We start from the raw sequence: 24,237 nt of genomic DNA on the forward strand, positions 1-24,237 counted from the left end.
GACGTGGGGCCATGGACACGTCCCTCCGGAAGATGCCCCTCGGGGCTCTCCGAGGAATTTCAAAGCTGGGACTGCACCGAATGCCGCACGTCTGGCAGGGCTTGTCTTCCTTCAACCAGCGTTTCGTTGACGATTTCCAGCTCGTCACTGAGATCGGCCAGACTGGACTGGGCCAGTTGCTTGTGATAATAGTTGGGCACAGATCCGCGGATGAAAAGGCGCTTGCCGTCGCAGTGACACGTCAGTCGCCGCAAAGCCGGGTAGCCGCTGGCGTCGAAACGCCTTCTGGCAAGCAACTCGAATTTCCTGGTGCCCACTTCCTGATCACCCGCCGGAGACGGATCCCTCAAAGAGTCCATAGCGTCCTCCCGCAAGCCAGGGAGCTCGTTATACAACCGATCCCTCCATCCCCTAGGCGGGACTCCTTTCCCTGCCAATCCCAAAGTTCTGCTGTGAAATGACGGACAGCAGGCCCCCAAGCGCCACCAAACACTCCCGGGTGACACGGGGCCAGCCGACCGAAACCGTGCGTTTCGATCGCGCCGGGCAGAAGCCCTAGCAACCGCCTCGAAAGGGGACGCGAGAGCTATCTCCTCCGCGCTGCCCGGCTGGCCTCAATCACGCCTGCCGAGACGATGGCCGCGATTGCTGTTCGAGGCGGATCAACGTGGTGACGATCGGCGTCCCATTGGGAAGCGGCTGATCCGGGCGAAGCCCCATCAGCGACTTAAGTCGCTGGATAACCCTTTCCCGGCCAGCCTCCGACCGCAACTCTCGCAGGATCTCTTCCCGACGCTGTTTGAGGTCTGCCATCGAGGAAGCCTCCATTCCCGCAATGCGAGAGGGGTTCCCTCAAGACGGACCACCAGGTATCGCCCGAAAACGCTCTAGACCTTGTTACAACGATCCTCTAAAAATCTGAGACGGAAAAATTGCTTCTTCGATGTTCGGTTCTGTCTCATAAATCGGCCCATATCTCCGAAAACTTTACCCAGCCCACCCCGTTGCCAGTTTTTCCGATGCGTTGTTATCGTCTGTGACACCGCCATTGAAAGACGGTTCGGTTCCCGCGCGTTTATAATGCACTGAAGCGACTGAACGGTGGGCGACTCCCCCGCGAGGAAGCGTCGGGAACAGCAGTCTGGTGCGAGCGAATACCGTGGCGGAGTTTACCGTGACCTTCAGCCCGGGTTGCACCCAATCAGGGAGACATTCCATGAAAGTTGTGCATTTTGAAGAAATTCCGCTCCAGGATGTGACGATGGAGGGCGCTCAGGGGTGCAAAATCCGCTACCTCATCGGAGAGCCCGATGGCGCGCCCAATTTCACGATGCGCCAGTTCGAGGTGGCCCCCGGCGGACACACCCCCCACCATCAGCATCATTACGAACATGAGGTGTTTGTGCTCTCGGGGCACGGAGTCGTCATTCAAAACGGCCGGGAATTCCCAATTGGGCCGGGATCGGTCGTGTTTGTCCCCGGAGGCGTTCCCCATCAGTTCCGCAATACCGGTCATGAACCGCTACGGTTCTTGTGTCTCATCCCCAACGCCGTGCGGGGTGGGGCGGTTTCATGCGTGGTGGCCTGCGGGTGTGATTAACTTCCTACACGGCTCGTGCGATGTATCGTCGGGCAGCGGGCCTTTGCTCGCAACAAAGTTTCGGCTGCATCGTGACACCGCTTTTATCCATCGCCGCTGCTTGCTACAGTGTCTCTTGCGTCTGACCGCGGTGTGACGGTTGTTCTCTTTTGTGATGGTTTTCAATCCACGTCACGTCTCCATTCCGATAGGCAAAGATCGCCAGCAGGAAAAGGGTGCCCTATGAGCGAGAATGTGGCGGAAGAAATCCAGCGTCTCCGCGAACTGATTCGCTACCACGATTACAAGTACTACGTGGAGGCCTCGCCCGAAATCTCGGACCTGGAATACGATCGCCTGATGCAGCGGCTTCGGGAACTCGAGGAAGCGCACCCGGAACTGATCACCCCGGATAGTCCCACGCAGCGTGTGGGGGAGCAGCCGATCGAATCGCTCCAGCAGGTCCCGCACCGCGTGCCCATGCTGTCGATCGAGAACACCTACAGTGCCCAAGAGGTGCGAAATTTCGCGCAGCGGGTCCAGAAGCTCCTCAATGGCGAGCCGGTGGAATGGGTCGTGGAGCCGAAAATCGATGGGGTGGCGGTGGCTATCCACTACGAAAATGGGCGACTTGTGCGGGGGGTGACGCGGGGCGACGGATTTGTGGGAGATGATGTGACCCACAACATCCGCACCGTCCGCGGGGTTCCCCTGCGGCTGCTGGGAAAAGGACATCCCCCCATGGTCGAAATCCGCGGGGAGGTGTACATGACCAACTCCGACCTCGTCAAACTCAACGAGGAGCAGAAAAAACGTGGTGAGCCGCTCTTTGCCAATCCGCGCAACGCTACCGCGGGGAGCATCCGACTTCTCGATCCCCGGATATGCGCTCAGCGGCGACTGCGGTTCATCTGTCACGGGCTGGGGTATTCCGAGGGGTTTGATGTCAAGACGCACATGGAGTTTCTGGAGAAGGTCAAGGGTTGGGGAGTTCCCATCCCGCCGGGAGTCGCCTGTTTTGACGATATCGAAAAAGCCATTGCTTACTGCGAAGAGCAGATCGAGCACCTCCATGAGCTGGACTTCGAAATCGACGGCCTCGTCCTCAAGGTGAACCGCTTCGATCAACGCGAGCGGCTGGGCGCCACAGCGAAAAGCCCGCGGTGGGTCATGGCCTACAAGTTTGAGAAGTATGAGGCCAAAACGCGGGTGCTGCAAATCCGCGTGCAGGTGGGAAAGACGGGAATTGTCACGCCGGTGGCCGACCTCGAACCGGTGCTTCTGGCGGGGACCGTCGTGGCCCATGCCAGCCTCCATAACGCCGACGAAATCGAGCGTAAGGATGTCCGCGTTGGCGATGTCGTGGTGGTCGAAAAGGCAGGCAAAATTATCCCCCATATCGTGCGGGTGGAAAAGCATGAACGCACACGCCCCTTGCCTAAATTCAAATTCCCCACGCACTGTCCTGAGTGCAACACGCCGTTGGTGCGGGATGAAGGCGGGGTCTACATTCGCTGTCCCAACCACGAATGCCCGGCACAAATTAAAGAGCGGCTGCGGTATTACGCCAGCCGCGATGCCATGGATATCGAGGGGTTGGGGGAAAAGCTGATCGATCAGCTTGTGGAAAAGGGGCTTGTCCGCAGCTATGCCGATCTGTATCATCTGACCAAGGATCAACTGGTGAAACTGGAACGCATGGGGGAAAAGTCGGCCACGAAGTTGCTCAAGAATATCGAGGAAAGCAAGAACCGTGGACTGGCCCGCCTGCTAGCAGCCCTGGCCATTCGGCATGTGGGAACGAAGGTGGCGGCCATTCTGGCGCGGCATTTTCGCAGTATGGACCGCCTTCGCCAGGCGACTGTGGAAGAGCTTTCACAGATCAACGAAATTGGCCCCATCATCGCACGGAGTGTCTATGACTTTCTGCACAGCGAGCGTGGTCAGCACATCATCGAGGAACTCCGCCGCTGCGGTGTCAAGATGACCGAGGACGTCCCGGAGGAGTCCGCCCCCAAGCCGCTTGCGGGCAAGACCATCGTGGTGACGGGAACGCTCAAAAACTACAGCCGGCAAGAGATCGAGGAACTCATCGAACGGCTGGGCGGCCATGCGGCTTCCAGTGTCTCGCGGAACACAGATTTTGTGCTTGTGGGGGAAAACCCCGGCAGCAAGCTGGATAAGGCGCGGGCCCTTGGTGTTCCCACGATCACCGAAGAGCAATTCGAGGCCATGATCGGCAAGCGGCCGGGATGACGGCCTGCCCGAGTCCGGCGTATGCCTCATCCCTTGCCGCTCTTTCTCCGCTGCTGGGGAGGCAGACCACCGCACAGGTCCGTGCGGAGCCGAGATTCAGCCCGGAGGGAGATGCCTTCGAAGGGGCGTGCTCGTCACGTCCATACGTGGAGGGACGTGCTTGTCACGTCCGCCATTTCACGCTCGATCACCCATTTTCCCATTCACCGGGCACGACAAGCGTGCCCCTCCGACCCTTTCCGGAGGGACGTGCCTGTCACGTCCGGCGTTCTCCTGATTACGCGGTAGGGGCAATTCATGACTTGCCCCTACAACACATTGTGCCCGTGGTACGCCGTAGGTTTTTCCCAAAGGCCACTGGTCGGGCGATTCAAGAATCGCCTCGACAACACGTTAACTGTGACTGTCTGTCATCTGGCAGTTTCGCAGAATCGGGCGAGCCTTTCATTCAAAAAGCTGCCTCTCCTCCGGCCTTTGGTATTCCAGCGAAATAAGCACCGGTACCCACTGACGAATTTGCACCGGTCCGAGGAGACCCGACGGCTGAAGCGGATCGTCCTTTTTCCACAATCGCCAGGTGGTGAAAGTTTGTCGGCCGGTGGGAGACGGCTCTCCGCGGAGCAGCCAATCGGGCCAGCGCTTGAGCGTTCCGTTTGGATTTCGTTCGGAATCCTCCGGCAGTTGTTCGTCTCCGATCATGCGGTTGATCCACAGGTTGGCGACCTCGATTTCCAGTGTATTCGCGCCCGGCGCGAGATGCTTTCCGATATTGATGCGATACGGCGGATGCCACAGAATCCCCACAGGCTTTCCGTTGACGGAGACCTGGGCCGCCACCTGCACCTCACCCAAGTCCAGCTCCACACTCCAGTTTTCTCGTGCGGGGCTTCGAGGCACGGACTCGACATATATTTCCGTGGAATACACGGCCCGGCCTGAATAGTAGCGGTACTCGGGCTCCGGGAACTCCGTCCATGAGATCAGCTTCTCCAGCGTGATCGACTTGGACTGAGGCGACCCCGGGAAGAACCGCAACTCCCATTTTCCAGAAAGCGAGGGGCAGGGAGGTAGTTGCGGGATTGTTAACGAAATTTCCCGGCCACGGGACGTTTTGATAGTGTATTTTCCCGGCTGGGAGACACCCAACTCACATCGCCCGACCGTAATCGGGAGCAGTTTCACCGTCGGCTCCCGCACGGCCGCGCTGGGAAATTGGATTGTCTGAGGATCGGTCGCCTCGATATGCCCGGGCTGACCGTCCACTTCATAATCCACAATCAGACGCTTGACAATCAAATAAGCAGGGTCATCATCTCGGGCAAGCTCCGCAACCTGAAACCTCAACCGCCCTTCGTTAACCCACCGCTGGATTTTTTCCGTCACATCCCTGGTCCTTTGGGGATCATCCAAAACACCATAAAGGGCCTTGCGGATGAGGATGGTGCCCTGTTGCTGCTTGGGCCAAAGTACTTCGCGGCCCTCGTGGAGAATGCTCACGATATACTCGGGAACCGGAGGATTTGGAGTGAACACCACGAAGACCGATTCATAGCCCTCGAGGTTCAGCGCAAGCTCTGTGCCTTCTTCGGTCGTCCGGTAGGGGGCGACCAGCTCCACGGTTTTTCCGGTCTCGGGATACCACAGTTCCGGTCGCTTGCCCTTCACCCGGAAAAAGCATGAGGCGTGAACCGGGTGGCCGGTTTTGTTGGCAACGAAGTAAACGTCGATATCGTCGATTCGCCGGTGGATGTAACGAAGGGCCTCTTCGCCCGAAGTTGTTTCGTAGCGGAAATCGGGAATCAGGCCCAGCTTCGGCGCCAGGGCGAAAACTTCATCCAGATCAGGAATGAGGTTGGGGTCCGTTCCCACATCGCTGACATCACCCCAGGGGGCTATTCCGAGTGGACCAACCTCCTGGACCACCTTCCAATCGCCGGAGGCTGCCGGATCACTCTCCCAGGCAGGAGGGGGTGAAGCCGACCATTCCCATTGCTTGTCCGTCACAATCGTTGCCTGCTGCCCGTTTTCAAATCTAAGATGAAGGGCCGCGATGAGTCCGGCCGGATTAGGAAAGTCCGCTGCGTTGAAGGCATCCACGGCGAGGAGGTTTTTTCCTGGCCGGAGATGACCCGTCACATTGATGCGATACGGTCGGTGGAAGTCATCGCCACGGCCGACCCGCCGGCCATTCACTTTGCATTCGAATTCATTGTCTGCCGTGATGACCAACCACGCCGAACTGACTTTGGCATCCGCCGGCAGTTCGAAGACCCGTCTGAAATATCGATGACCAACTGGGACCGCGCTGGTTGGGTTGCCTTCCGTGGTCCAGACCCATTGGGCCAGCGCGAAACCGGGATTTTCCGAAGCCGCTCCCGCAGGAGAGAACGGACCGCCGAAAATGACGCGGCCGCTTCCGTAGTTTCTCACGGTGATCTCGGCCGGGGGCTTTGTTGCTCCCCAAACTTCCTCCACCAGTTTGCGAAGCTCAGCGTCAGCATCAGGATATCCACCGAGCCCGGGCGTCTTAGTTGGCGGGCCGCCGATGACCGTGGCGCCCTGTTTGATGAATTGAGCAATTTTCTGGACAAGAGGCAGGGTCATCCTCTCCACACGAGGAAGGACGAGAACGGCATAGTTCATTCCATCCGGAAGCACCAATCGGCCGTCCTGGACGTTCATACGGGTGAGGACAACTTCCGGGGGACAAAAGTCGTAATTGAACGGGCCACGCTCCCGAGGCTGCCCAAACCGGGTGATGGCGTTTTGGCCAGCCAGGGTTTGAGGAACCGCCTCCGGGGTAAGCAGGCAAAAGTCGGCAACGAACAGCCCCTGTTGGAGCAGGTACTGGCACCGAGTGAGGTACTCATGCCAGGGTCGGACAAAAGACCACCACGTTTGCGTGCGCTCGTAGTGGAGACCCCACGGCCCCATACTCATGCCGGGCATCCGCGGTGGGTTGGTCCACGGTTGCATCGCATAGCGGTGAAAGACAAAGCGATTGATTCCTTCGCAAAACGCCCAGTCGCCCAGTTCCTTAATATTGCCGGGATGTCCCAGCCAGCGTTCGGCATCGGTAGCCGTGAAAGCCTCGGCTCCCACCACCTTCGTGCCGTACACGTGTGCAGCGGAGGCCATTTCGGTGCAACTGAAGGCCGCTCCGTATTTCGACCAGGACCAGAACTCGCCCATAGGCTCGTCCGCCCGACCGGCGTATGCGAGCTCGTCCACAGGGCAGCTCGTGTAAGCCTCGATGGTCAGGCTCAGACCATTTTTTCTGGCCAGGCTGCGGAATCGTCCCGCGTAATTATCGAGAACCAGTTCCCCGATTGTCTGACGGAAATCCCAGAGAAACCTTTCGGAAATCTCCCGGCTGCCCACCACGTAGCCTGCAATCACTGGCAAGTAGGGACGGAGATCATAACCTCGTCGGCGGGCGAACTCTTCGGGCGTACGGGGGGTCCAGTTCTGCGAGCCCACTTCCCAGCTATCGATATGGGTTCTGATAATCCTGGCTGCAGAGGGAAGATTTTCCGGCCGGTTTTTCAACAGCCGGCCGATCAATCCCTCGAACGCCGCGTCCGCACCCTCCGGGCTGAGCTTGTCGCATTCCAGCCCACGTCCTTCCTCAGGAGAAGGGTGATTGCGGGCACCGGTCGGCGTGTGACCGAAACGGAGGATGGTCCATTTACCTTCCGGTACGTTCCATTGGAGCCGGCCTCCGGCATCCATCTTGCCGGTTAGATCGACGATCTTTTCTGGTGAGATGACCTGCTCGGCCGGTGGCTCGGGAACTTCCCCGGGGACCACAAGGGTGCCACCGGGCACCTGGGCCAGCGACTTGTAAGCGATTCCGTCGATCCGGGCAGGATTGGAAGGACGCGGAAATGCCAGCACGGCAACATCGCGGTAATAATTTTCAACAACCGGCGGCTGAGGGAGAGCGATTTCTCCGGTCCGCGGTCCATCCACCGTGACCTCAGACCACACAATCCGCTGCATCGCCTGTTCTGGCTTGATCCATGGTCCTCCGCTGCCCGTCCATCCGGCATCATTGTTCATGTTGACACGGATTTGCCTCTTGGCCGCCTGAGCAAGCATGAAGTAGAACAGCTCCTGCCACTCCTGGGAACCAAACCGCACCGAACCGGGCGGCGTGCCCTGATCGACTTCCATGATCAGAACGCCGCCGATGCCAGCCTCCTGCATGGCCTGAAGGTCCGCCTCAATTCCCTCGCGACTGAGATTGCCATTCAGCCAGAACCAGTACACCCAGGGCCGATACAAAGGATTTACCCCGGAAAACATGTTGCGAATTGTGCTGGTGGAATCCGGCTGGGGCGACACGACCTGCCCCCAAACTGACGTTGATATCAGCAACCCAAAACCCACCACGGCGGTCAGCAGCGGCACAAAGCGGCGCATAACGCACTCCTGACTTTAAACAGATTTGGGTATTTGGCTATCATGGCTGGGAAGAAATCCCCCAGCCGCCGTCGATTTTCTTCAAATCGTTCGCCAAATCAAGCGGGCGAAAGGAAGGCTGGCCTGCACCGGGGAGGGCAAACCGGGGATTATGTGGCCTCGCGAGGACCGCACAACGCCCGGCGAATACACGCACGGCTGATCATTAAGATTCTCACACTCCTCCCGCGCCGGCGCTCAATTGACATTTCACCGATCCGCGTATTACCATACCAGGCGTCTGCGGTGAAGGGATACCGTTTGCCAGTGGCTGGCACTGTGCGACAGGGAGGTACATTTGAACTGGCCAGTTATTGGGGAGGGACTCAATCATGGCAGGTGAACTCAATCGGCGCGAATTCGTCCAGGGGACCGTCGCTGCGGCGGCCAGCACCGCTCTGGGGTTCCAGGGGACCTTCACGGTGAAGGCTGGCAATCCCGAGAATGTGGATACCAGCAAGATCCTCAATTACAACCCCGAGATGGAATATCGCCGCTGCGGAAAGACCAATCTGATGATTTCCGCCGTGTGTCTCGGGGGACACTGGAAACGTCTCAACAAAGTTGTCCCCAATTCTTTCCAGGGCGGAAACTGGCTGGGGGCAGCCATCGACGATCCAGACTTCCAGAAAAATCGCTACGATGTGGTTACCCGATGCATTGAGCGCGGCATCAATTACATCGACGCGTGCACCGGCCAGGAAGTCCTGGCGTATGCCCGGGCATTGAAAGGCCGCCGAGATAAGATGTACCTGGGTTATTCCTGGTATCAGCGGGAAGTTCGCTTTGCCGAGTGGCGGACCCTCGAAAAGCTCAAGCAGAGCCTCGATATGGGATTGAAAGAGGCAGGCCTGGATTACGTCGATATCTGGCGAATCACCTGCCACGAGCAGAGCAGCCGCCACACCGAGGCCGAAATCGAGGCCGTGATTGCCGCCCTGGAATGGGCCAAAAAGACAGGTCGGGCCCGATTCACGGGTATTTCCTCTCACGATCGTCCCCACATCAAGATGCTGCTTGAAAAGTATCCCGATCAATTAGAGGTGATCTGCACACCGTACACCGCCAAGACGAAGGTCGTCACCGACGAAACCGGTCTGTGGGCCACCATGCAAAAGCAGGATGTCGGCTGGTTCGGCATCAAGCCATTCGCCAGCGGTTCCCTCTTTAAGGGAGACAGCTCACCCAACAGCCCGTATCGGGAGGAAGATGACCGCCTCGCCCGGCTGACCATTCGTTACATCCTTAGCAATCCCGCGATCACGGCCCCCATCCCGGGAATGATCACGCCCGAACAGGTGGACAACGTCGCGCTGGCCGTCAAAGAACGTCGCGAACTAGATCAGGAAGAAAAGGCCCTGCTGGAACGGGAGATGGACCGCGTCTGGGCCGAGCTGCCCTATCATTATCGCTGGCTTAAAGACTGGGAATACGTGTAGGATTCTGACGTCTTTCTATTCCTCCAGATTTCTTTGTAATCAGTACGGGCGAAAGATTTTTTGATCCTTTATCCTCGCCCACGCAAAAGGTACGGGCGAAGCGTTTTTCGTTCCTGCACCTTCGGAGGGGCACGCTTGTCGTGCCCGGTGAAGTGGGATAGATCATCCAAGGTTAACCAGTGGACTTCATATGTGGAGTGCGGGGCTTCAGCCCCGCTTTCCGCGCGGGACTTCAGTCCCCGGCGAAAGGGAATGGATGATCCAACGTTGAATGACGGACCCGACAAGCGGGTCCCTCCAATTACGCGGACCTGACGAGCGGGTCCCTCCGAAGCAATGTTTCCCCGCGAAGCGGTTTCTGAAAATCGGAGGGGCACGCTTGTCGTGCCCGCCGTAACACGCAGGATAGCTCCAAGAGAGCTCTTACACGAGTTCCAACACGCTTGGACACGTGAGATTCGTAAGCCTTGGTAGGGGCAATTCATGAATTGCCCCTACCAGTGCGCTCTCGTGGTCGCGGCAAAGGACCGTAAACGGCAAGGTTGTGAAGGCTAAAGCCTTCACGAAAAAGCGGCGATAAATCGCCGCACTCCATATGGAGTGCGGGGCTTTAGCCCCGCTTTCCGCGCGGGACTTCAGTCCCCGCTGAAACGGAGTTCATGATCGAACGTTGATAAACGGACCTGACAAGCAGGTCCCTCCGAAGCAATGTTTCCCCGCGAAGCGCTTTCTGAAAATCGGAGGGGCACGCTTGTCGTGCCCACAGAAAGGAAGCGGATCATCCATCATAGAAAAGCGGACCTGACAAGCGCATACCTGCGAAATACGGACCCGACAAGCGGGTCCCTCCGACGTTGGTAGGGGCAATTCATGAATTGCCCCTACCGTTTAACCCGCGGAATGCGGACGTGGCAGCCACATCCCTCCGGGCTGAATCTCACCCCTCTTAACACTGTGCCGAGATTGACAGGCGCATGACTCTCCCGGAGGCGGGGACAAAATAGGGCTCGGTCAGGACGGGGGAACCCTTGACTCGGCTCTGTCGCTGCGCTCTCTTATAAGAGTACATGCCGTTTGAGAAACCAAGTTCAACGACAGGAGCGCGAGGTGACGACGAATCTCCCCAATATTCCCGTGGCTGTGACGGTGGCCGGCTCCGATTCTTCCGGTGGGGCCGGTCTGCAGGCGGACTTGAAGACCTTCCACCATTTTGGGGTCTACGGAGCGAGCGTCGTGACACTCCTTACGGCGCAGAACAGCCGGGGCGTTTGGGCCATCCAAACGCTGCAACCCCAGTTCGTCCTTGCCCAGTGGGACGCGGTGACAGAAGAATTTCTCCCGCAGGCAGTCAAGACCGGCGCTTTGGGCACGCCGGAGATCATCACCGCGGTGGCCGACCGCCTTCAGGCACTCTCCTGTCCGCTCGTTGTCGATCCTGTAATTCTCAGCAAGAGTGGCAGCCCCCTCCTCAACGAGGACGGCGTGCAGGCCATGCGGGACCTTCTGTTCCCCCTTGCGACATTGCTCACGCCGAACCTCCGCGAAGCGGAATTGCTCACGGGAACGAGCATCTCCGACCTACGCGCATTGGAGAAGGCCGCAGCCACCATTGCCCAGTGGGGCTCCCGGCACGTGCTGGTTAAAGGACCGGGGGTCGATGGCGAGGCCGTAGACGTCCTCTTTTCCGATGGTCGCTTCGTGTGGTTCCATCGTGAACTCGTTCCCCAGGCTCAAACGCACGGCTCTGGCTGCGTGTTCTCGGCGGCCATCACGGCACTGCTGGCGCAGGGTAAAGAACTGGTGGAAGCCATCGACGTGGCAAAAAGTTTCGTCACGCATGCGCTTCAGCAGGCGGCCGCCGTGGCCAGTGGCTTTCAGCCGATGAATCTCCACGTCCCGATTCCTCCTGGAGAGCGCCGCGCATAAACTCAAAGATGGACGGAGCTGTGAGTGGCCTGACGGCAACGTGAGGCCGCAGAGCTAGGACGTGCTACCCGTCGGGCAGCAAGACCGTTCCATGAACGTGCAAGTGTTTTGAGGAGATCGGCCGATGGACCTCTCATCAGTGGGAAAGATGCTGATTCTGCTGGGCCTGGTGGTGATGGTCCTGGGCGGAATTCTCTGGCTGCTTCACTTCGTGCCTTTGCAGGTGGGACGATTGCCGGGCGATATCCACATCCGCGGTGAGCGCTGGTCGTTTTATTTTCCCATCACAACCTGCATCCTTTTGAGTATTGTGCTCACCCTTGTGCTCAACGTGGTGCTTCGCCTCATGCGGTAAGTCACGGATGCACCGATCGTTTCAGGTTAGGCCGTTTCCATAGCAACTCGCGAGAGGAGGACCAACACTTCCCGAATGGTACAATCCCACCCACAAGGCGCCCGATCGCCAACCCAAAGCACCCGGCGGATTGTGCTTTTCTCCAGTCAGGTGACATGGGGAGGTGGCGAGGAGCAGCTTCGCCTGCTGGCCGAAGGCCTAGCGAATTCGGGCTGGACCGTCCTCACCGCGGCCCCTGCCCAAAGCCGCTTGGCCAGGTCTCTTGCGGAAGTGGGACAGGCGGTGACAGCCCTACCCGGCCGCGGACGAAACCCCCGGGCCTGGTGGCAGTTTCGCCGAATCCTGCGAGATTTTCGCCCACGCATTCTCTGGATGAACGATCCCCACGCCATTCTTCATGGACTTGTGGCCGCCTTTGGATTGCGGCTGGTCCGCGTGGGTGCCCGACGGACAATCTTCCCCCTTCGATCGGGACGGCTTTATCGATGGGGGCTCCACTGCGTGGTGTGTCCCTCGCGGGCTTCGGCGGCAGCATGCCAGGCGGCGGGAATCGCCTCCTCGCGGATCGCTGTGATCCATGACGGCGTGGACCCTCGACGCCTGGCTACCGCGGACAAACAACGCGGACGCGAGAAGCTCCGGAAACTGTTCGACCTGTCACCGGAAGCTGATTCAGTGGTCTTCATTCTGCACGTGGGAAAGCTCACTCCCGCCAAAGGACAGAGAGATCTTCTCGAGGCCTTTGCCGCCGTGGCACCGGCCTTTCCGGGAAGTTTGCTCGTGCTGGTCGGTGATGGGGAAGAGCGCTGTGCTCTGGAAGCCCACATTCACGCGCTGGGGCTGGACGGCCGCGCTCTGCTGGCGGGGTTCCGCGAGGACGTGCTCGACCTCATGGCAGGGGCTGATCTCTTCGTTTTTCCATCCCGGCAGGAAGGCCTCGGGGGCGCGGTGATGGAAGCCCTCCTTCTGGGGCTCCCGGTGATCGCCTCCACAGCGGGCGGAATCCCTGAACTATTCGAGGGACTGCAAGACAAGTCCTCTGTAGTCCGCCTGGTACCGCCGGATGACGTAACCGCTTTACGGGATGCGCTCGCCCAATCACTCCAACTGGATCCCAGCGCTCGCTGTGGCTGGGGAGAACGGGCCCGAGCATATGCCTGTGAGCGTTTCGCTGCATCGCGGATGGTGGAGCAGACGGCAGCGCTTTTAGACCGTCTCACGAGAGAAAACGCTCACTGACTCGTTCTCAGTGCCAGCTGCGCGTACCGCTGAGGATTCTGTCGGAAACGAGCCAGGGACTGAATCCCGGAGAACATGTATAGACGTCCATCATACACCACGCAGTGCTCGATCTTGCCATCCACCCGAATGCCCTGGTCGAAAAACACCACAGGGTCTTTGCCGTCAAGAACCGGGGCATACCGCTCCGGATTCGTCTGGAATTTGCGCTTCTGAGCGGCACCGGCACAGAAGTAGACCTGCCCACGATATTCCACCGCGAATCGTTCTTCCCCTTTCATCCAGGACTCGTTTTCCACCAGTTCGACGGGACAATAGCCACCCAGCGCCGGCGTTGTGTGGTGTGCCGGGCCCCCCTGTTCAGACGCCGTGGAGAGAGCGGTCCCCACGCCTGCCGGCGCTGTGGTGCTCGCCGTGATGTAGCCGGACGGTGAGACCGACCGCGCCGGCGATGAATCCTCCGCCCACACTATGTCCGACACAGCCGGCGGGGACACAGCCGGCGGAGTGTTCACAGAGGCTGCCACCGTAAAGCCGGCCGGGGAGGGCGGGGACTCCGGCAGCACCGGACGCTGAGGAATAGGACTGGTAGCCGTTCCCAGCACCTGTCCGGGAAGAGCCGGCACGCGACTCACAGCCAGTTTATCCGGAGCAGGGTCAATCCTTGGGCTTGCGCCTGGCGGGGCTGCCGGGGTGACTGTCGGGTTGGTGACCACCAGCGGCGCACCCGACGTCGCATTCGCCAGAGGAACTGCCGTCCTCGACGATGGTAGCAGAATCTGTGTGGTGGCCGGTGGCACGACGGTGGCATCGCTACCGATTGGAATTCGGGCGGAAAGGGCCGGCCCGTCGGGAAAGATGACGGATGAAGCGCCTTCGGGAGAACCACCCGGCGTCGGTGGCGCCGCAGGAGTCGGGGAAGGTACCGGTGGTGCTCCCTGCGGAAGTGGAGCGGGCGGCTGCGCCCCTGGACCGGGTAATCCTTGTGACGGCGGCAGCGGTGGGGTCGGCGCGGGCTCGGTTTGGAACGGGGAAGCGGCCGGAGGATTGGCTTTATCCATGGGTGCGGGAACTCCCGTCCCAGCCGGCGGAATCTGTTGGTTTTGCATTTCCCCGGACCCAACTCCACCGGGAAGATCAGGAGGAGGAACGGCCGGCTCCAAGGGAGCGGGTTCGGGAAACGCCTGGCCCGGCTTGGGAATGATAGGCTCCAATTTCTCGTGGGGGAGAACGGGCGGAGTCTCACCGGCTGGCCGCTTGATCGGCTCCGCGCCGATCGATTGCGGAAAATGGATGTCCGGCCGAGTTTCTCCCGGCCACGGCCGCCAACGCGTGGGGTAGTGCCCAAAGAACTGCACATTCGCCTGGCAGGTGGGACACCCGTAAAGAGTTTGGGCGATGGCCCCCGGCGCAGGGCCAGCCGTCAAACCAGCCATCACACAGAAAACCCCCGCCGATCGCCACAACATCCCTCTCCGCTCCATTTTCCCAACCATCCATGTCATGGGCGTTTATTTCTCCATCTGCAATTCGCTAGGACAGCAACCCTCTCGGTGGTCTTGCCAAATGCATGCGGTTAGCTCGTCACGTCAAACCTCAGAATCCGCTGCGGGTGCGGTTATATCCACGGCCCATGGTCTGCAGCGAGCGAACTGTCGAGGCCCCCAATCCCGTGAACCCGAACAGCCGCTCCACCGGCGATACCATCTTGTCGATCCACGTACTGAAAGCGATCATGTCATCGTGGGCAATGAAAATCCGATCCCCGGGCAAAATCTGATAGTTCGTCGCCGTGTTTCCGCCCCGGGTGATGGCATTCCAGTCCACCGGCAGAATCTGTTCGCAGCCCGTCCCTGCGGGGGACGGTCGGGCAATCCAGATCCGCTTGCTGGAGACCTGCGAAATCCCGCCCACCTGGGCGATCGCGTCGAGCACCGTCTCGTTGCCCGTGCAGGGCAGGCGGATCACGCTGTCGTCTTCTCCCGGTCCCTCTGTGATCACGTAATACACCTTGCTGTTATAAGCCAGCACCTCCAGAGACACCTCGGGGGAATCCAGAAACTGGCTGAGATGGCGGCGGATGGCCTCGCGGGCTTCCGGGATCGTCAGCCCCGCCACATACACCGCCCCATATTGCCGGAGGTTGATCGTGCCATCCGGGGACACCAGATAGACCCCGCTGATTGGTTGGAGGCCACTCGCCCGCGCAAGTTGCACCGAGACCTCCGGTGCCCGCAGAATCTGCCGCAGATGGGCCTCAATGGCCCAGCGGGCTTCCGCCACCGTCATTCCCACCACCCGCACGGAGCCATAAGCCGGACCGAGATTCACCGTCCCTTCCGCCTCCACCATGTAGTAGCCGCTGATGGGCTGATCAATGAGCGTGCCGATGACGTCAATTTGAAGTACGTCATACACTTCCAGCCGGTAGGGGGGCAGGGGAACCATCTTGGGGACCTCAATCTGCACGACGTCCGGCGGTTCCAGGCGGTAAGCGGGCAGAGAAACCTTGGCCAGCTCCCGCGGCGGTTCGAGCTCCGGCTGGGCGGCCCTCTGCTCCAAGCCGCGGTCATAGAAGTCCATCGTTCGGCAACCTGGAGAAGAGAGCAAACCCAGGCAACTGCAAAGGGCGAGCCAGAGGACCGTTCGGCCCGTCAAGCCGGGATATTTGAGTTGCCTGGGGTATTGAGGGGCATTATGGCAACGGTGTTTCATGGTTCGCATGGGGCCCTCGTGGGGTGAAGCGAGCCGGAATCGCTTCGACAAAACCGTCATTCTCGGCAATTCTGCCGTAGTCGTCGCTGTCGGAATAATCGGCAAAGTTTTCCAAAAACTTGGTGGAAATTTCTCGGAGTTCTCAAGCCGGTCGTCGGGTGGCGATTGAAGCTTCGGCCACTCTTCCTCGGACACCACAGATCCGCCCCTTGCCAGCATGTTCGAGGCACGTGTCTGTCACGTCCACTTCCGTGTCTTGCAGAGAACACCTCGCAGGGTACAATGCCCGTCAGTGAAGGGCTCCCATGCTGGGAGTAACGCAGCGCTTTGGTCTTTGAGAGTCTGCGGACTGTGAGTCCGTCACGCTGGGTGACTGTCGCGAGGAACTTAAGAAAAAGCGTGGGAGCCGCCATCTGAGGGAACGGGTTTTGTTCGGGTTTGGTTTCAAGCTGACGGGAGGACACAGCATGTCTTACGATGTTTCACGGCGTGATTTCCTGCGCACGGCTGGATGGGGCTCGGTCGCACTGAGCGGCGTTCTGGGCAGCAGCGTCTGGGCAGAAGGTCCCACATCGCCTGCTCCCATCAAGATCGTGGCTGTCTCCACAAGTCCCCGCAAGGGCAAAACCACGGCCCAGGGATTGAAGATTGTTCTGGACGCCGCACGGGCTGTGGCTCCCGACAAAATCGAGGTGGTGCTCGTTGAACTGGCAGGGCTTTCCATCCCGGTAGAACCGGCCCTGGGCCTGCCGTTACCCGAAGGCGTCAAAGACGACTTTCCGGCCGTGGCAGAGGTCATTGCGGATCCTCGGCTGGCGGCCTTGATCGTCGGCTCGCCGGTACACTATGCGAATGTCAGCACGCTGTGCAAGGCGTTCATCGACCGACTTGGACAGGCATTCCGAAAAGAATTCAAACTTTCTGGAAAGCTGGCCGGTGCCCTGGCCGTCGGCGCCGCCCGCAATGGGGGACAGGAATATGTCCTCCACTCCATCACGCGAGCTTTGATGTGCCATGAGATGGCGATCGTGGGGGACGGTCGCCCAACCGGTCATTTCGGAGCAACTCTTTGGAACAGCGCCAACGACGACATTTCAACGGACGAATTTGGCGTGAAGACAGCGCAGGACCTCGGCCGACATATCGCCCAACTTGCACTGAAAATGGCCCAAGCGTAAGAAGAAGCAACCCAACTCCGTGGCTCAGGCGGCGCCCCGGGGCGGACGTGATTGCGGAAAAACGTAGTCATCTGGCCGCTCCGCTGAAAGCGCCCGGCAGTTTCGCCGTCCGAGCATAATACTGAAAAGCTGACAAAAGCCTCCCACACCTTTCCCGATAGCTGAAGTGTTTTGGTCATCGGGTCGGGACAGGTGGAGTTTTGCGCCAAAACTGCTGAAACTCTGGATCAAACCCCCGTTACCCCGTTGTGGAGAAAACGTATGGACAGGCGAGACTTTCACAAGACGCTTTTAACCTGGGGAGCGGCGAGCGCTCTGACGCTGGGCAACGATGAAGCACCCTCAGAGACTTCGCCTCCAGAAGGGGAGTTTATCGTTGAACCCGCCAAGCGGTTACCGGTCCGAAAGTTCGATGTGGTCATTGTGGGCGGAGGAACGGCAGGGGTTGTCGCAGCACTGGCTGCGGCAGCTCAGGGCGCGAAGACAGCACTCATTGAGGCAAAAGGGTACACCGGCGGAACGGTGACAGAAGGTGGCACCGCACTCCACAGCTTTTTCAATCTGTGGAAGGCGTTTCCCGGCGTGGAGAAAAAGCAGGTGGTGCGTGGGTTCCCGCAGAGAATTATTGACCGGCTTATTGCTCGGAGGGCTTGCACCGGCCACGCGGAAATGGAGCTGGGCTTCGACTATGACTCGGTATGCACCGCCGTTGATACCGAGATGTACAAACTTGTCACCATGGAAATGCTGGCCGAGGCCGGCGTCCATCTTTTCCTCAACACCCTCCTTGTGAGCGCCATCCGGTCGGGCGAGACCCTCGTTGCCGCGGTCACCGAAAGCCGCGCCGGCCGAGAGGCCTTTGTGGCCCACTCTTTCGTGGACTGTACCGCTTATGGCGACCTCGCCGCTTACGCCGGTGCCAGTTACACAGAACCCAACGATTACCCGGTTGCCAACAGCATTGGGGTGGCGAATGTCAACGTGGAGAAGTACTACGAATTTCTCAAGTCTCACGACGCTCTTACAGAGCTTGCCCGCGGATGGCGCGACGGCCAGGAGGGGCAAATTGTGCGGTTGGAAGGGCGGGCGGTCAAGCTGCCGGAAGGATTCCATCGTGAGGCCGCTGAGATCGGCATGTCCACGGTCACCACCACGGTGCATGACAATTACTTCATGTTCATCAAACTCAACTTCAAGATGCCGGTGAGTCCCACAAACCGCGACGCCGTAACAGCGGCCGAGTTAGAACTGCGGAAGCGTCAGGCCCGCGCGGTGGAACTTTTCCGAAAATACGTTCCCGGATGCGAAAAAGCATTCATCGCTCGGACGGCTCCGCGTCTGAATATTCGCCGCGCCCGCTGCATCCGATGTGATTACGACATCTCGCGTGAAGAGGTCCTCGAAGGACGTCACTTCGACGATGAGGTCTACGTCTACGGATTCCATGATATGGCTCCGCGGTATCAAATCAAAAATGGTGGCACGTATGGCATGCCCTATCGCGCGCTGTGTGTGGCCGGTCTGGACAATCTGTGGTGCGCTGGAATGATGATCACCTCGGACTTCATCGCCCATATGTCCACCCGGAACACGGTTTCCTGCATGGCCCAGGGACAGGCCGCCGGTACGGCAGCAGCCCTGTGCGCTTTGCGAGGATTGAAGGCGAGGGCTTTGCCCTACCGCCTCCTGCGCGAGACCCTCGAAAAAGATGATGTGGTATTCAACGTTTGAAGATTCAGTTTTGGGCGCCCCTGGGTCAAATCGGCGTTTGAGTGAGAAGTTCGGTCTGGAGTGCAAAAATCTGGAGGACCGGTCAGTCAGGCAATTGCATGACTTTTGGGGTAATCGCTGGGAATCCTCAGCCAAGGTGTGGCAAAGGTACTGGCGTGTCCCGTTCCTAACCCGATCACCGGCAGGGGCGATTTATCGATAGCTTGTACAACGCACGCATCACAAGGAAATGGACCTGACTCCGGTAGTGGCAATTCATGAATTGCCCCTACCTACTTCATGGATCGCCATCTACCGTCACAGTGGATGAACGCCAGACAAGCTTGGCCCTTGAAATATCGGCAGTCCGCGGTATCGTGAACAAAGAATCAATCGGGGCGGCACCAAGAGGCAGTAATCAGTCATGAAGGAAACAACCTTCCCCAATTCATCCAGGCGACCAGCCTATGTGGGAACTCATTGAAGAATACCGCATGGATCCGACGACGTGGCTGTATGTCGCGTCGCTGATGACCATCGGTATCTTTTTTCGCTTTTCGCGATTCTTTTCCATCCGCAATCTCGACCTGATCGGCATCATCCTATTCGCCCCGGGATTACTCTTGATCAGCCACCAAGCGGAGCGAGCAGGCTACGTGTGGCTTTTTACGGTCAGCGCGTTGTTTCTGCCGCGGCTGCTCATTGATCCATTCTTCTCCCGCAGGCCGCTGACGGAGCCCAACCTCTCGCCAGGCGGAATGACCTTTATGGTCATCGCGCTGATGTTCTTCCTGGTGGGCAACATTCTTACAGAGCGTGTGCTGGAAACGCCGCCGTCCCAGCCGCGCGCACCAGAAGCCAGCCCAATCTGGCGCGTCCCCGAATTGAGAGGCCCGGGGTATTTGCCGTTTTATCGGGCGATCACGCTCTATCAGCGGGAATCACCAGCTCAGGAAAAAAACTCCCCGCCTGAATCCACCGAGACCGAGACCACCTCCCATCTCATTCTCACCGCAGGAATCAAAATAGCGGCCATCGCCGCCCAGTGCGCCATCGTGGCCGGACTGATCCTTTTCGGCCTGCGACACTTCGACAACGTGCAGACTGGCCTGGCGGCTGCCTCGCTGTATCTGCTGCTCCCTTACACGAGTCAGCTCACCGCCCGGCTGGACCACATCGTCCCTGGGGCGTTTGTTTTATGGGCACTGGTGATGTATCGACGTCCGATGATCGCCGGCGCCCTTCTGGGAGCTTCCACCATCGTGTTTTATCCGTTCTTTCTCCTGCCACTGTGGATTGGGTTCTACTGGCGGCGCGGGCTTTTCCGGTTTCTGGCGGGCTTTCTCGCCGTGGTGGCGGGCCTGGTCCTGGTGCTCTTTTTCGTTTCCCCCACCTGGACACAATTCTGGCGTGACCTGGCGGCCATGTTTGGCAAATACTTGCTCCGCACGGAAGGTGCCGACGGTTTCTGGGCGTATCACTGGCCTTATTTCCGTATCCCCATCCTGGCCGGCTTCGCCGCTCTGTGTGTGAGTCTGGGGATCTGGCCGTCGGAAAAGAATCTGGCCAACCTTCTCAGTGGGACGGCCGCCGTACTGCTCGCCGCGCAGTTCTGCCTCATTCACCAGGGGGGACTCTACATGGCCTGGTACGCGCCACCGTTGATTCTGACGATCTTCCGACCGAGCCTGAAAGACATCACGGCCGAACGAGCGGTGCCGCGCTACTGGTTCGCCCCGCTCCCCAAACTCGGACCATGAGTGGTATGCGCAGACATCCTGACTCGTCTAGAACAATAACTGCGACCAGGACGTCCCGCGAATCTACGAGACGGAGTGTGATCGAGCTGTTAAGTCCCGCGACTGCAAACAATGTCTCGATCAAGAGAAACCTGTTGCTACGTCCGTTTTACCCCGCGGCGTGGGCCTGGGCACCAGCGATAAGCTCAATGAACTCCTGATTGGACTTGTACTTGGCCAGCTTCTGGGTGAGCTGTTCCATCGCCTCCACCGGATTCATGCTGGAAAGCATTCGCCGCAGGATCGTCACGGCCTTGAGATACTCTGGCGGCAACAGCTTCTCTTCCCGCCGCGTGCCCGATTGGGTGATGTCAATGGCCGGCCAGATCCGCCGATCCGCCAGCCGCCGATCGAGCACCAGCTCCATATTGCCGGTCCCTTTGAATTCCTGAAAGATGAGTTCATCCATCCGGCTGCCGGTGTCGATCAGCGCGGTCGCCACGATCGTCAGCGATCCGCCCTCTTCAAATGCCCGGGCCGTCGCAAACAGCTTCTTCGGAATGTCCATGGCCTTGACGTCGATACCGCCGGTCATCGTGCGGCCGGTATTGCCCACCCATTTGTTAAAGGCACGCGCCAGCCGGGTGATCGAATCCATCAAGAGAAAGACGTCCTTCCCCATCTCGGCGAGGCGCTTGCACCGCTCCACAATGAGCTGCGACAGCCGCACGTGGCTCTCGATTTCACAGTCCAGGCTGCTGGCCACCACCTCGGCATTCTTGCACACACGGCGGAAGTCCGTCACCTCCTCCGGACGCTCATCGATCAGCAGAATGATGAGCTTCATGTCCGGATAATTCTGAGCAATCGCCAGACTGATATGCTGGAGCAGCACCGTCTTTCCTGTCCGCGGTGGCGCCACGATGAGCGCCCGCTGACCCTTCCCGATCGGCGTCAGCAGGTCCATCACCCGCGTCGTGATCGGCTCAGGACCGGTTTCCAAACGCAGCCATTCCTCGGGATTGATGGGCGTCAATTCGTCAAAGTGTTTGACTTTCGGATATTCCTGGGGCGGAATCCCGTCCACATCGTGAATTTCCCGCAGACGCGGTCCCTGGCCCTTCTTACCCGGCTGCACCAGCCCCTTGATGTAAACACCCTGCCTCAGGCCGTACTTCTCGATCATGCTGCCGGGGACAAAAGGATCCGTCAGCCGCCGCTCGTAATTGGCGGCCGGATCACGCAGAAAGCCGTACCCGCTGGGGTGAAGCTCCAGAACACCACCCCCTTCGTAGAGGTTGCTTTCCGCAGATTCCACGGTCTGAACGGAAGTGGATTGCTGTTCCTGCGGGACAAGAGCTCCGTTCGACCCATTCTTCTCTAGCTTGTTGTCAGAAGCCTGGGCTTGTCCGTTCTTGGAACGCATGGCCGTATGCTTTTTTCGTGTCATTGAACCACCAAATGAGACTTTGCGCTGCTGCGCAACCTGCAAGAATCAACCCATTGAGAAAAAGGAGAATCCACCACATTCAGTGCGCACCCGGCGCGCTTACCAGCGGACTGCCAGAACCAGAACATCACCCGGCGCGCACACCCGCGCAGCAAAGCGGAGAACCTGCCACGACCATCGAGTGGATTCGGAGAATCAGTGCCGGTGTGGTTGCAGGCACTTCGCTGCGGCGTCAACCTCAGGCAGCCCGATCCGCCATTCTTTTAGGGCACAGGTGTTTGCCGCTATCCAGAAATCGGCCGGAACGACACCTGATACCGAATCCAATCAAGTCTGGTGTTCCACAATCACCGCCGACTTACGAGAAGCCTTTCCGGCCTATCCGCCGTGCTTCTCCGTGCAAGAGAGGGCTGATCGCACCCGAAGAAACCCCAGGTCTGACGACGCCACCTGAGAATTGGCTCTTTCACCACCTAAATCTTATCTCGCGTTCCCGGCGGCGTCAAGCCTTTTCTCATCTCCCCCACATCCCCTTTTTCCCACCCCCACGCGCGGTAACGCCCCTTCAGCCCCGCGATCGTGCCCGCACTTTCACCCAGCCCGCTGCTTACCTTATCTAATTACCTAAATCTTGTCGTCCAGCCACCCCCGCTTTTTCTAAAAATCGGAAACCGTCGCCCACTTCCGTCATTTTTTCGCGGGTTTCTCCCCGCCACATTTTTCAAACGATTGCCCACAAGATCATCGCTCACCGGGCGGGAAATGGATTTTCTGACGTTCCTCCTCCGTGAACCGACTCTCGGCAATTGGCCCAGGATTCCAGCACTGCTCCAGGGCCCCAGGCCGCGGCTCCTCCACCGGAATCACCCATACTTCGCCCCCTTGTTCATCCTTTTCCACGCGACCTCCCGCCCGCAACACTGCCTCTCGCGCCAGCTTGACGCATACCTCGCTCAGCCGGTCAAAATTGTACTCCGTATGGCTGAACACGCTCTGCCGGTCCAGCTTTGCTGTGAACCGCTCGGGCAAGCGTTTCAATCCCACCGTCGTGAATAAGACCCCGCCTGCGTTGGAGGGATTGCAGTCCGAATCCTGGCCACATCGCGTGGCAATGATGATGGTCTGATCGAGATCCCCCTTCCCATACAGCAGACCCATGACAATGTACGCCCCATTGATTTTCGCGTCAATATTGGCCTGCCCCTTCATGCACGAGGCCCGTCGATACTCTGGATTGCGGTTGTACTTCTCCTCGATCTTCTGCCAGGTCGCCTCCCAGTTGTTGGGATTCTCCTTCCACCACGCGATCACATCGCGAATGCACTCCGCATACTGGCTCTCCGCTGGAATGCACCGCAGGCCCGCCTCCACAATCTTCAAGGGGTCATTCTCGAAAAACGCCTCCGCGTACATCCCGCCCACAAACTGCCCCCCGTACACACCATCCCCATAGTTCATCAGCCGCCCAAATTTATTTCCCAGAGCAATCACCGTGTTGGGCATCCCGGGGGCAATGATCCCCGAAAAATCCGCCTCGATCTGATAGTCAATATCGTCCGCATGCTTGTTGAAATGAGGATGTCCCGAATCGGGCGGAGCAATCCCCGATCGTAAATTGTCCCGTCCCGCCCGATTGGCATGCCACAATGGATACTGGCTGTTCGCAAAATCAATCCCCGCCTGACGAATCGAAACATCCCAGCCGTGCTCCTCCAAACTGCGGAGGAACGTCATCTCCACGTACAGATCGTCCTGGTGAAACTGGTTGACCATCTCCGGCTTCCAGGCCGGCATCTCGTTCTCCGGAATGATCCGCCCCACATATCGAAATTCCGTTGGGCCGCCCCAGCCAACCCCCGCCATCTGCCCGATCCATGCCGCCTCCATCTTATCCCGATACTCTTCCAGAGAAATCCGTCGCACCGCTGGCTCGGCACTCATGGCTTCCAGTCCCGCCCAGATGCCCGCGGCCCCCACCACCAGCACCACACCCCACAAAATCCCAGTTCCGCTCGTCCGCAGCGCCATAATGTAATCTCCACCCGGCATTTCATTGACCCAAAAATCTCAACCCCAGAACGCAGGCCATTATAAAGCGACGAAAACCCACCGGCCACCATCGCCCCCAGAGCACCCGCGCACAAAAATGGGCCGGACGCGCCGGCCCAAACCGCTTGGTCCTCTGGC

The 24,237-nt window shown here is 59.1% G+C and carries 16 protein-coding genes; 9 read left to right on the forward strand and 7 right to left on the reverse strand.

The genetic code is table 11. The features are described 5' to 3' along the window. Positions 1–59 precede the first annotated feature (59 nt). Both THTE_RS17395 and THTE_RS17400 read right to left on the reverse strand, forming a co-directional pair. Positions 60–359 (reverse strand): hypothetical protein, encoded by a 300-nt coding sequence (locus tag THTE_RS17395; protein ID WP_095416637.1) that lies wholly within the window; start codon positions 357–359, stop codon positions 60–62. A 259-nt stretch (positions 360–618) separates the two neighbouring features. Next, entirely contained in the window at positions 619–813 is a 195-nt protein-coding gene (locus THTE_RS17400) for a hypothetical protein (RefSeq protein WP_095416638.1), read from the reverse strand. 403 nt (positions 814–1,216) lie between these two features. Here THTE_RS17400 and THTE_RS17410 point away from each other — a divergent pair, with 403 nt between their 5' ends. Further along, complete coding sequence (locus THTE_RS17410; RefSeq protein ID WP_095416640.1) at positions 1,217–1,600, forward strand: cupin domain-containing protein; 384 nt, start codon at positions 1,217–1,219, stop codon at positions 1,598–1,600. Between the two features lie 222 nt (positions 1,601–1,822). Continuing rightward, positions 1,823–3,835 (forward strand): NAD-dependent DNA ligase LigA, encoded by a 2,013-nt coding sequence (ligA, locus tag THTE_RS17415; RefSeq protein ID WP_095416641.1) that lies wholly within the window; start codon positions 1,823–1,825, stop codon positions 3,833–3,835. Positions 3,836–4,279: 444 nt separating this feature from the next. Here ligA and THTE_RS17420 read toward each other — a convergent pair whose 3' ends face one another. Further along, on the reverse strand, positions 4,280–8,260 hold the full coding sequence (locus THTE_RS17420) for a glycosyl hydrolase (RefSeq protein WP_095416642.1): 3,981 nt from the start codon (positions 8,258–8,260) through the stop codon (positions 4,280–4,282). A 371-nt stretch (positions 8,261–8,631) separates the two neighbouring features. Between THTE_RS17420 and THTE_RS17425 the strand changes: the two genes are divergently transcribed. The 4 genes from THTE_RS17425 to THTE_RS17440 all read left to right on the forward strand — a co-directional run bounded on the left by THTE_RS17425 (position 8,632) and on the right by THTE_RS17440 (position 13,258). Next, complete coding sequence (locus THTE_RS17425) at positions 8,632–9,738, forward strand: aldo/keto reductase (RefSeq protein ID WP_095416643.1); 1,107 nt, start codon at positions 8,632–8,634, stop codon at positions 9,736–9,738. Between the two features lie 1,074 nt (positions 9,739–10,812). Further along, positions 10,813–11,664 carry a bifunctional hydroxymethylpyrimidine kinase/phosphomethylpyrimidine kinase gene (gene thiD, locus THTE_RS17430; RefSeq protein ID WP_237260168.1) on the forward strand — a complete coding sequence of 284 codons (852 nt, stop codon included), beginning with the start codon at positions 10,813–10,815 and terminating at the stop codon, positions 11,662–11,664. Between the two features lie 124 nt (positions 11,665–11,788). Next, the gene (locus tag THTE_RS17435) at positions 11,789–12,019 is read left to right on the forward strand and encodes a DUF2905 domain-containing protein (RefSeq protein WP_207651736.1); all 231 of its coding nucleotides are present in this window, start codon (positions 11,789–11,791) and stop codon (positions 12,017–12,019) included. A gap of 75 nt (positions 12,020–12,094) precedes the next feature. Beyond that, complete coding sequence (locus tag THTE_RS17440; RefSeq protein ID WP_095416644.1) at positions 12,095–13,258, forward strand: glycosyltransferase; 1,164 nt, start codon at positions 12,095–12,097, stop codon at positions 13,256–13,258. Here THTE_RS17440 and THTE_RS17445 read toward each other — a convergent pair. Further along, positions 13,252–14,727, reverse strand: coding sequence for a hypothetical protein (locus tag THTE_RS17445; protein WP_095416645.1), 1,476 nt, complete (start codon positions 14,725–14,727; stop codon positions 13,252–13,254). The genes THTE_RS17440 and THTE_RS17445 overlap by 7 nt on opposite strands. A 127-nt stretch (positions 14,728–14,854) precedes the next feature. Further along, complete coding sequence (locus THTE_RS17450; RefSeq protein ID WP_168175890.1) at positions 14,855–15,982, reverse strand: polysaccharide biosynthesis/export family protein; 1,128 nt, start codon at positions 15,980–15,982, stop codon at positions 14,855–14,857. Positions 15,983–16,440: 458 nt separating this feature from the next. On the opposite strand from THTE_RS17450, the gene THTE_RS17455 reads away from it, so the two are divergent. From THTE_RS17455 to THTE_RS17465, 3 genes are all read left to right on the forward strand, one after another. After that, positions 16,441–17,151: a flavodoxin family protein gene (locus THTE_RS17455; protein WP_095416647.1), complete on the forward strand. Its 711-nt coding sequence runs from the start codon at positions 16,441–16,443 to the stop codon at positions 17,149–17,151. Positions 17,152–17,412: 261 nt separating this feature from the next. Beyond that, positions 17,413–18,882: an FAD-dependent oxidoreductase gene (locus THTE_RS17460; protein ID WP_095416648.1), complete on the forward strand. Its 1,470-nt coding sequence runs from the start codon at positions 17,413–17,415 to the stop codon at positions 18,880–18,882. A 446-nt stretch (positions 18,883–19,328) separates the two neighbouring features. Continuing rightward, positions 19,329–20,621 carry a hypothetical protein gene (locus THTE_RS17465; RefSeq protein WP_095416649.1) on the forward strand — a complete coding sequence of 431 codons (1,293 nt, stop codon included), beginning with the start codon at positions 19,329–19,331 and terminating at the stop codon, positions 20,619–20,621. 148 nt (positions 20,622–20,769) lie between these two features. Here the strand turns inward: THTE_RS17465 and rho are convergent, their stop codons facing one another. Then, positions 20,770–22,050: a transcription termination factor Rho gene (gene rho / locus THTE_RS17470; RefSeq protein ID WP_095416650.1), complete on the reverse strand. Its 1,281-nt coding sequence runs from the start codon at positions 22,048–22,050 to the stop codon at positions 20,770–20,772. 741 nt (positions 22,051–22,791) lie between these two features. Beyond that, entirely contained in the window at positions 22,792–24,078 is a 1,287-nt protein-coding gene (locus THTE_RS17475) for an ADP-ribosylglycohydrolase family protein (RefSeq protein ID WP_157732214.1), read from the reverse strand. Positions 24,079–24,237 lie beyond the last annotated feature (159 nt).

Source organism: Thermogutta terrifontis, assembly GCF_002277955.1.
GTDB classification, from domain to species: domain Bacteria; phylum Planctomycetota; class Planctomycetia; order Pirellulales; family Thermoguttaceae; genus Thermogutta; species Thermogutta terrifontis.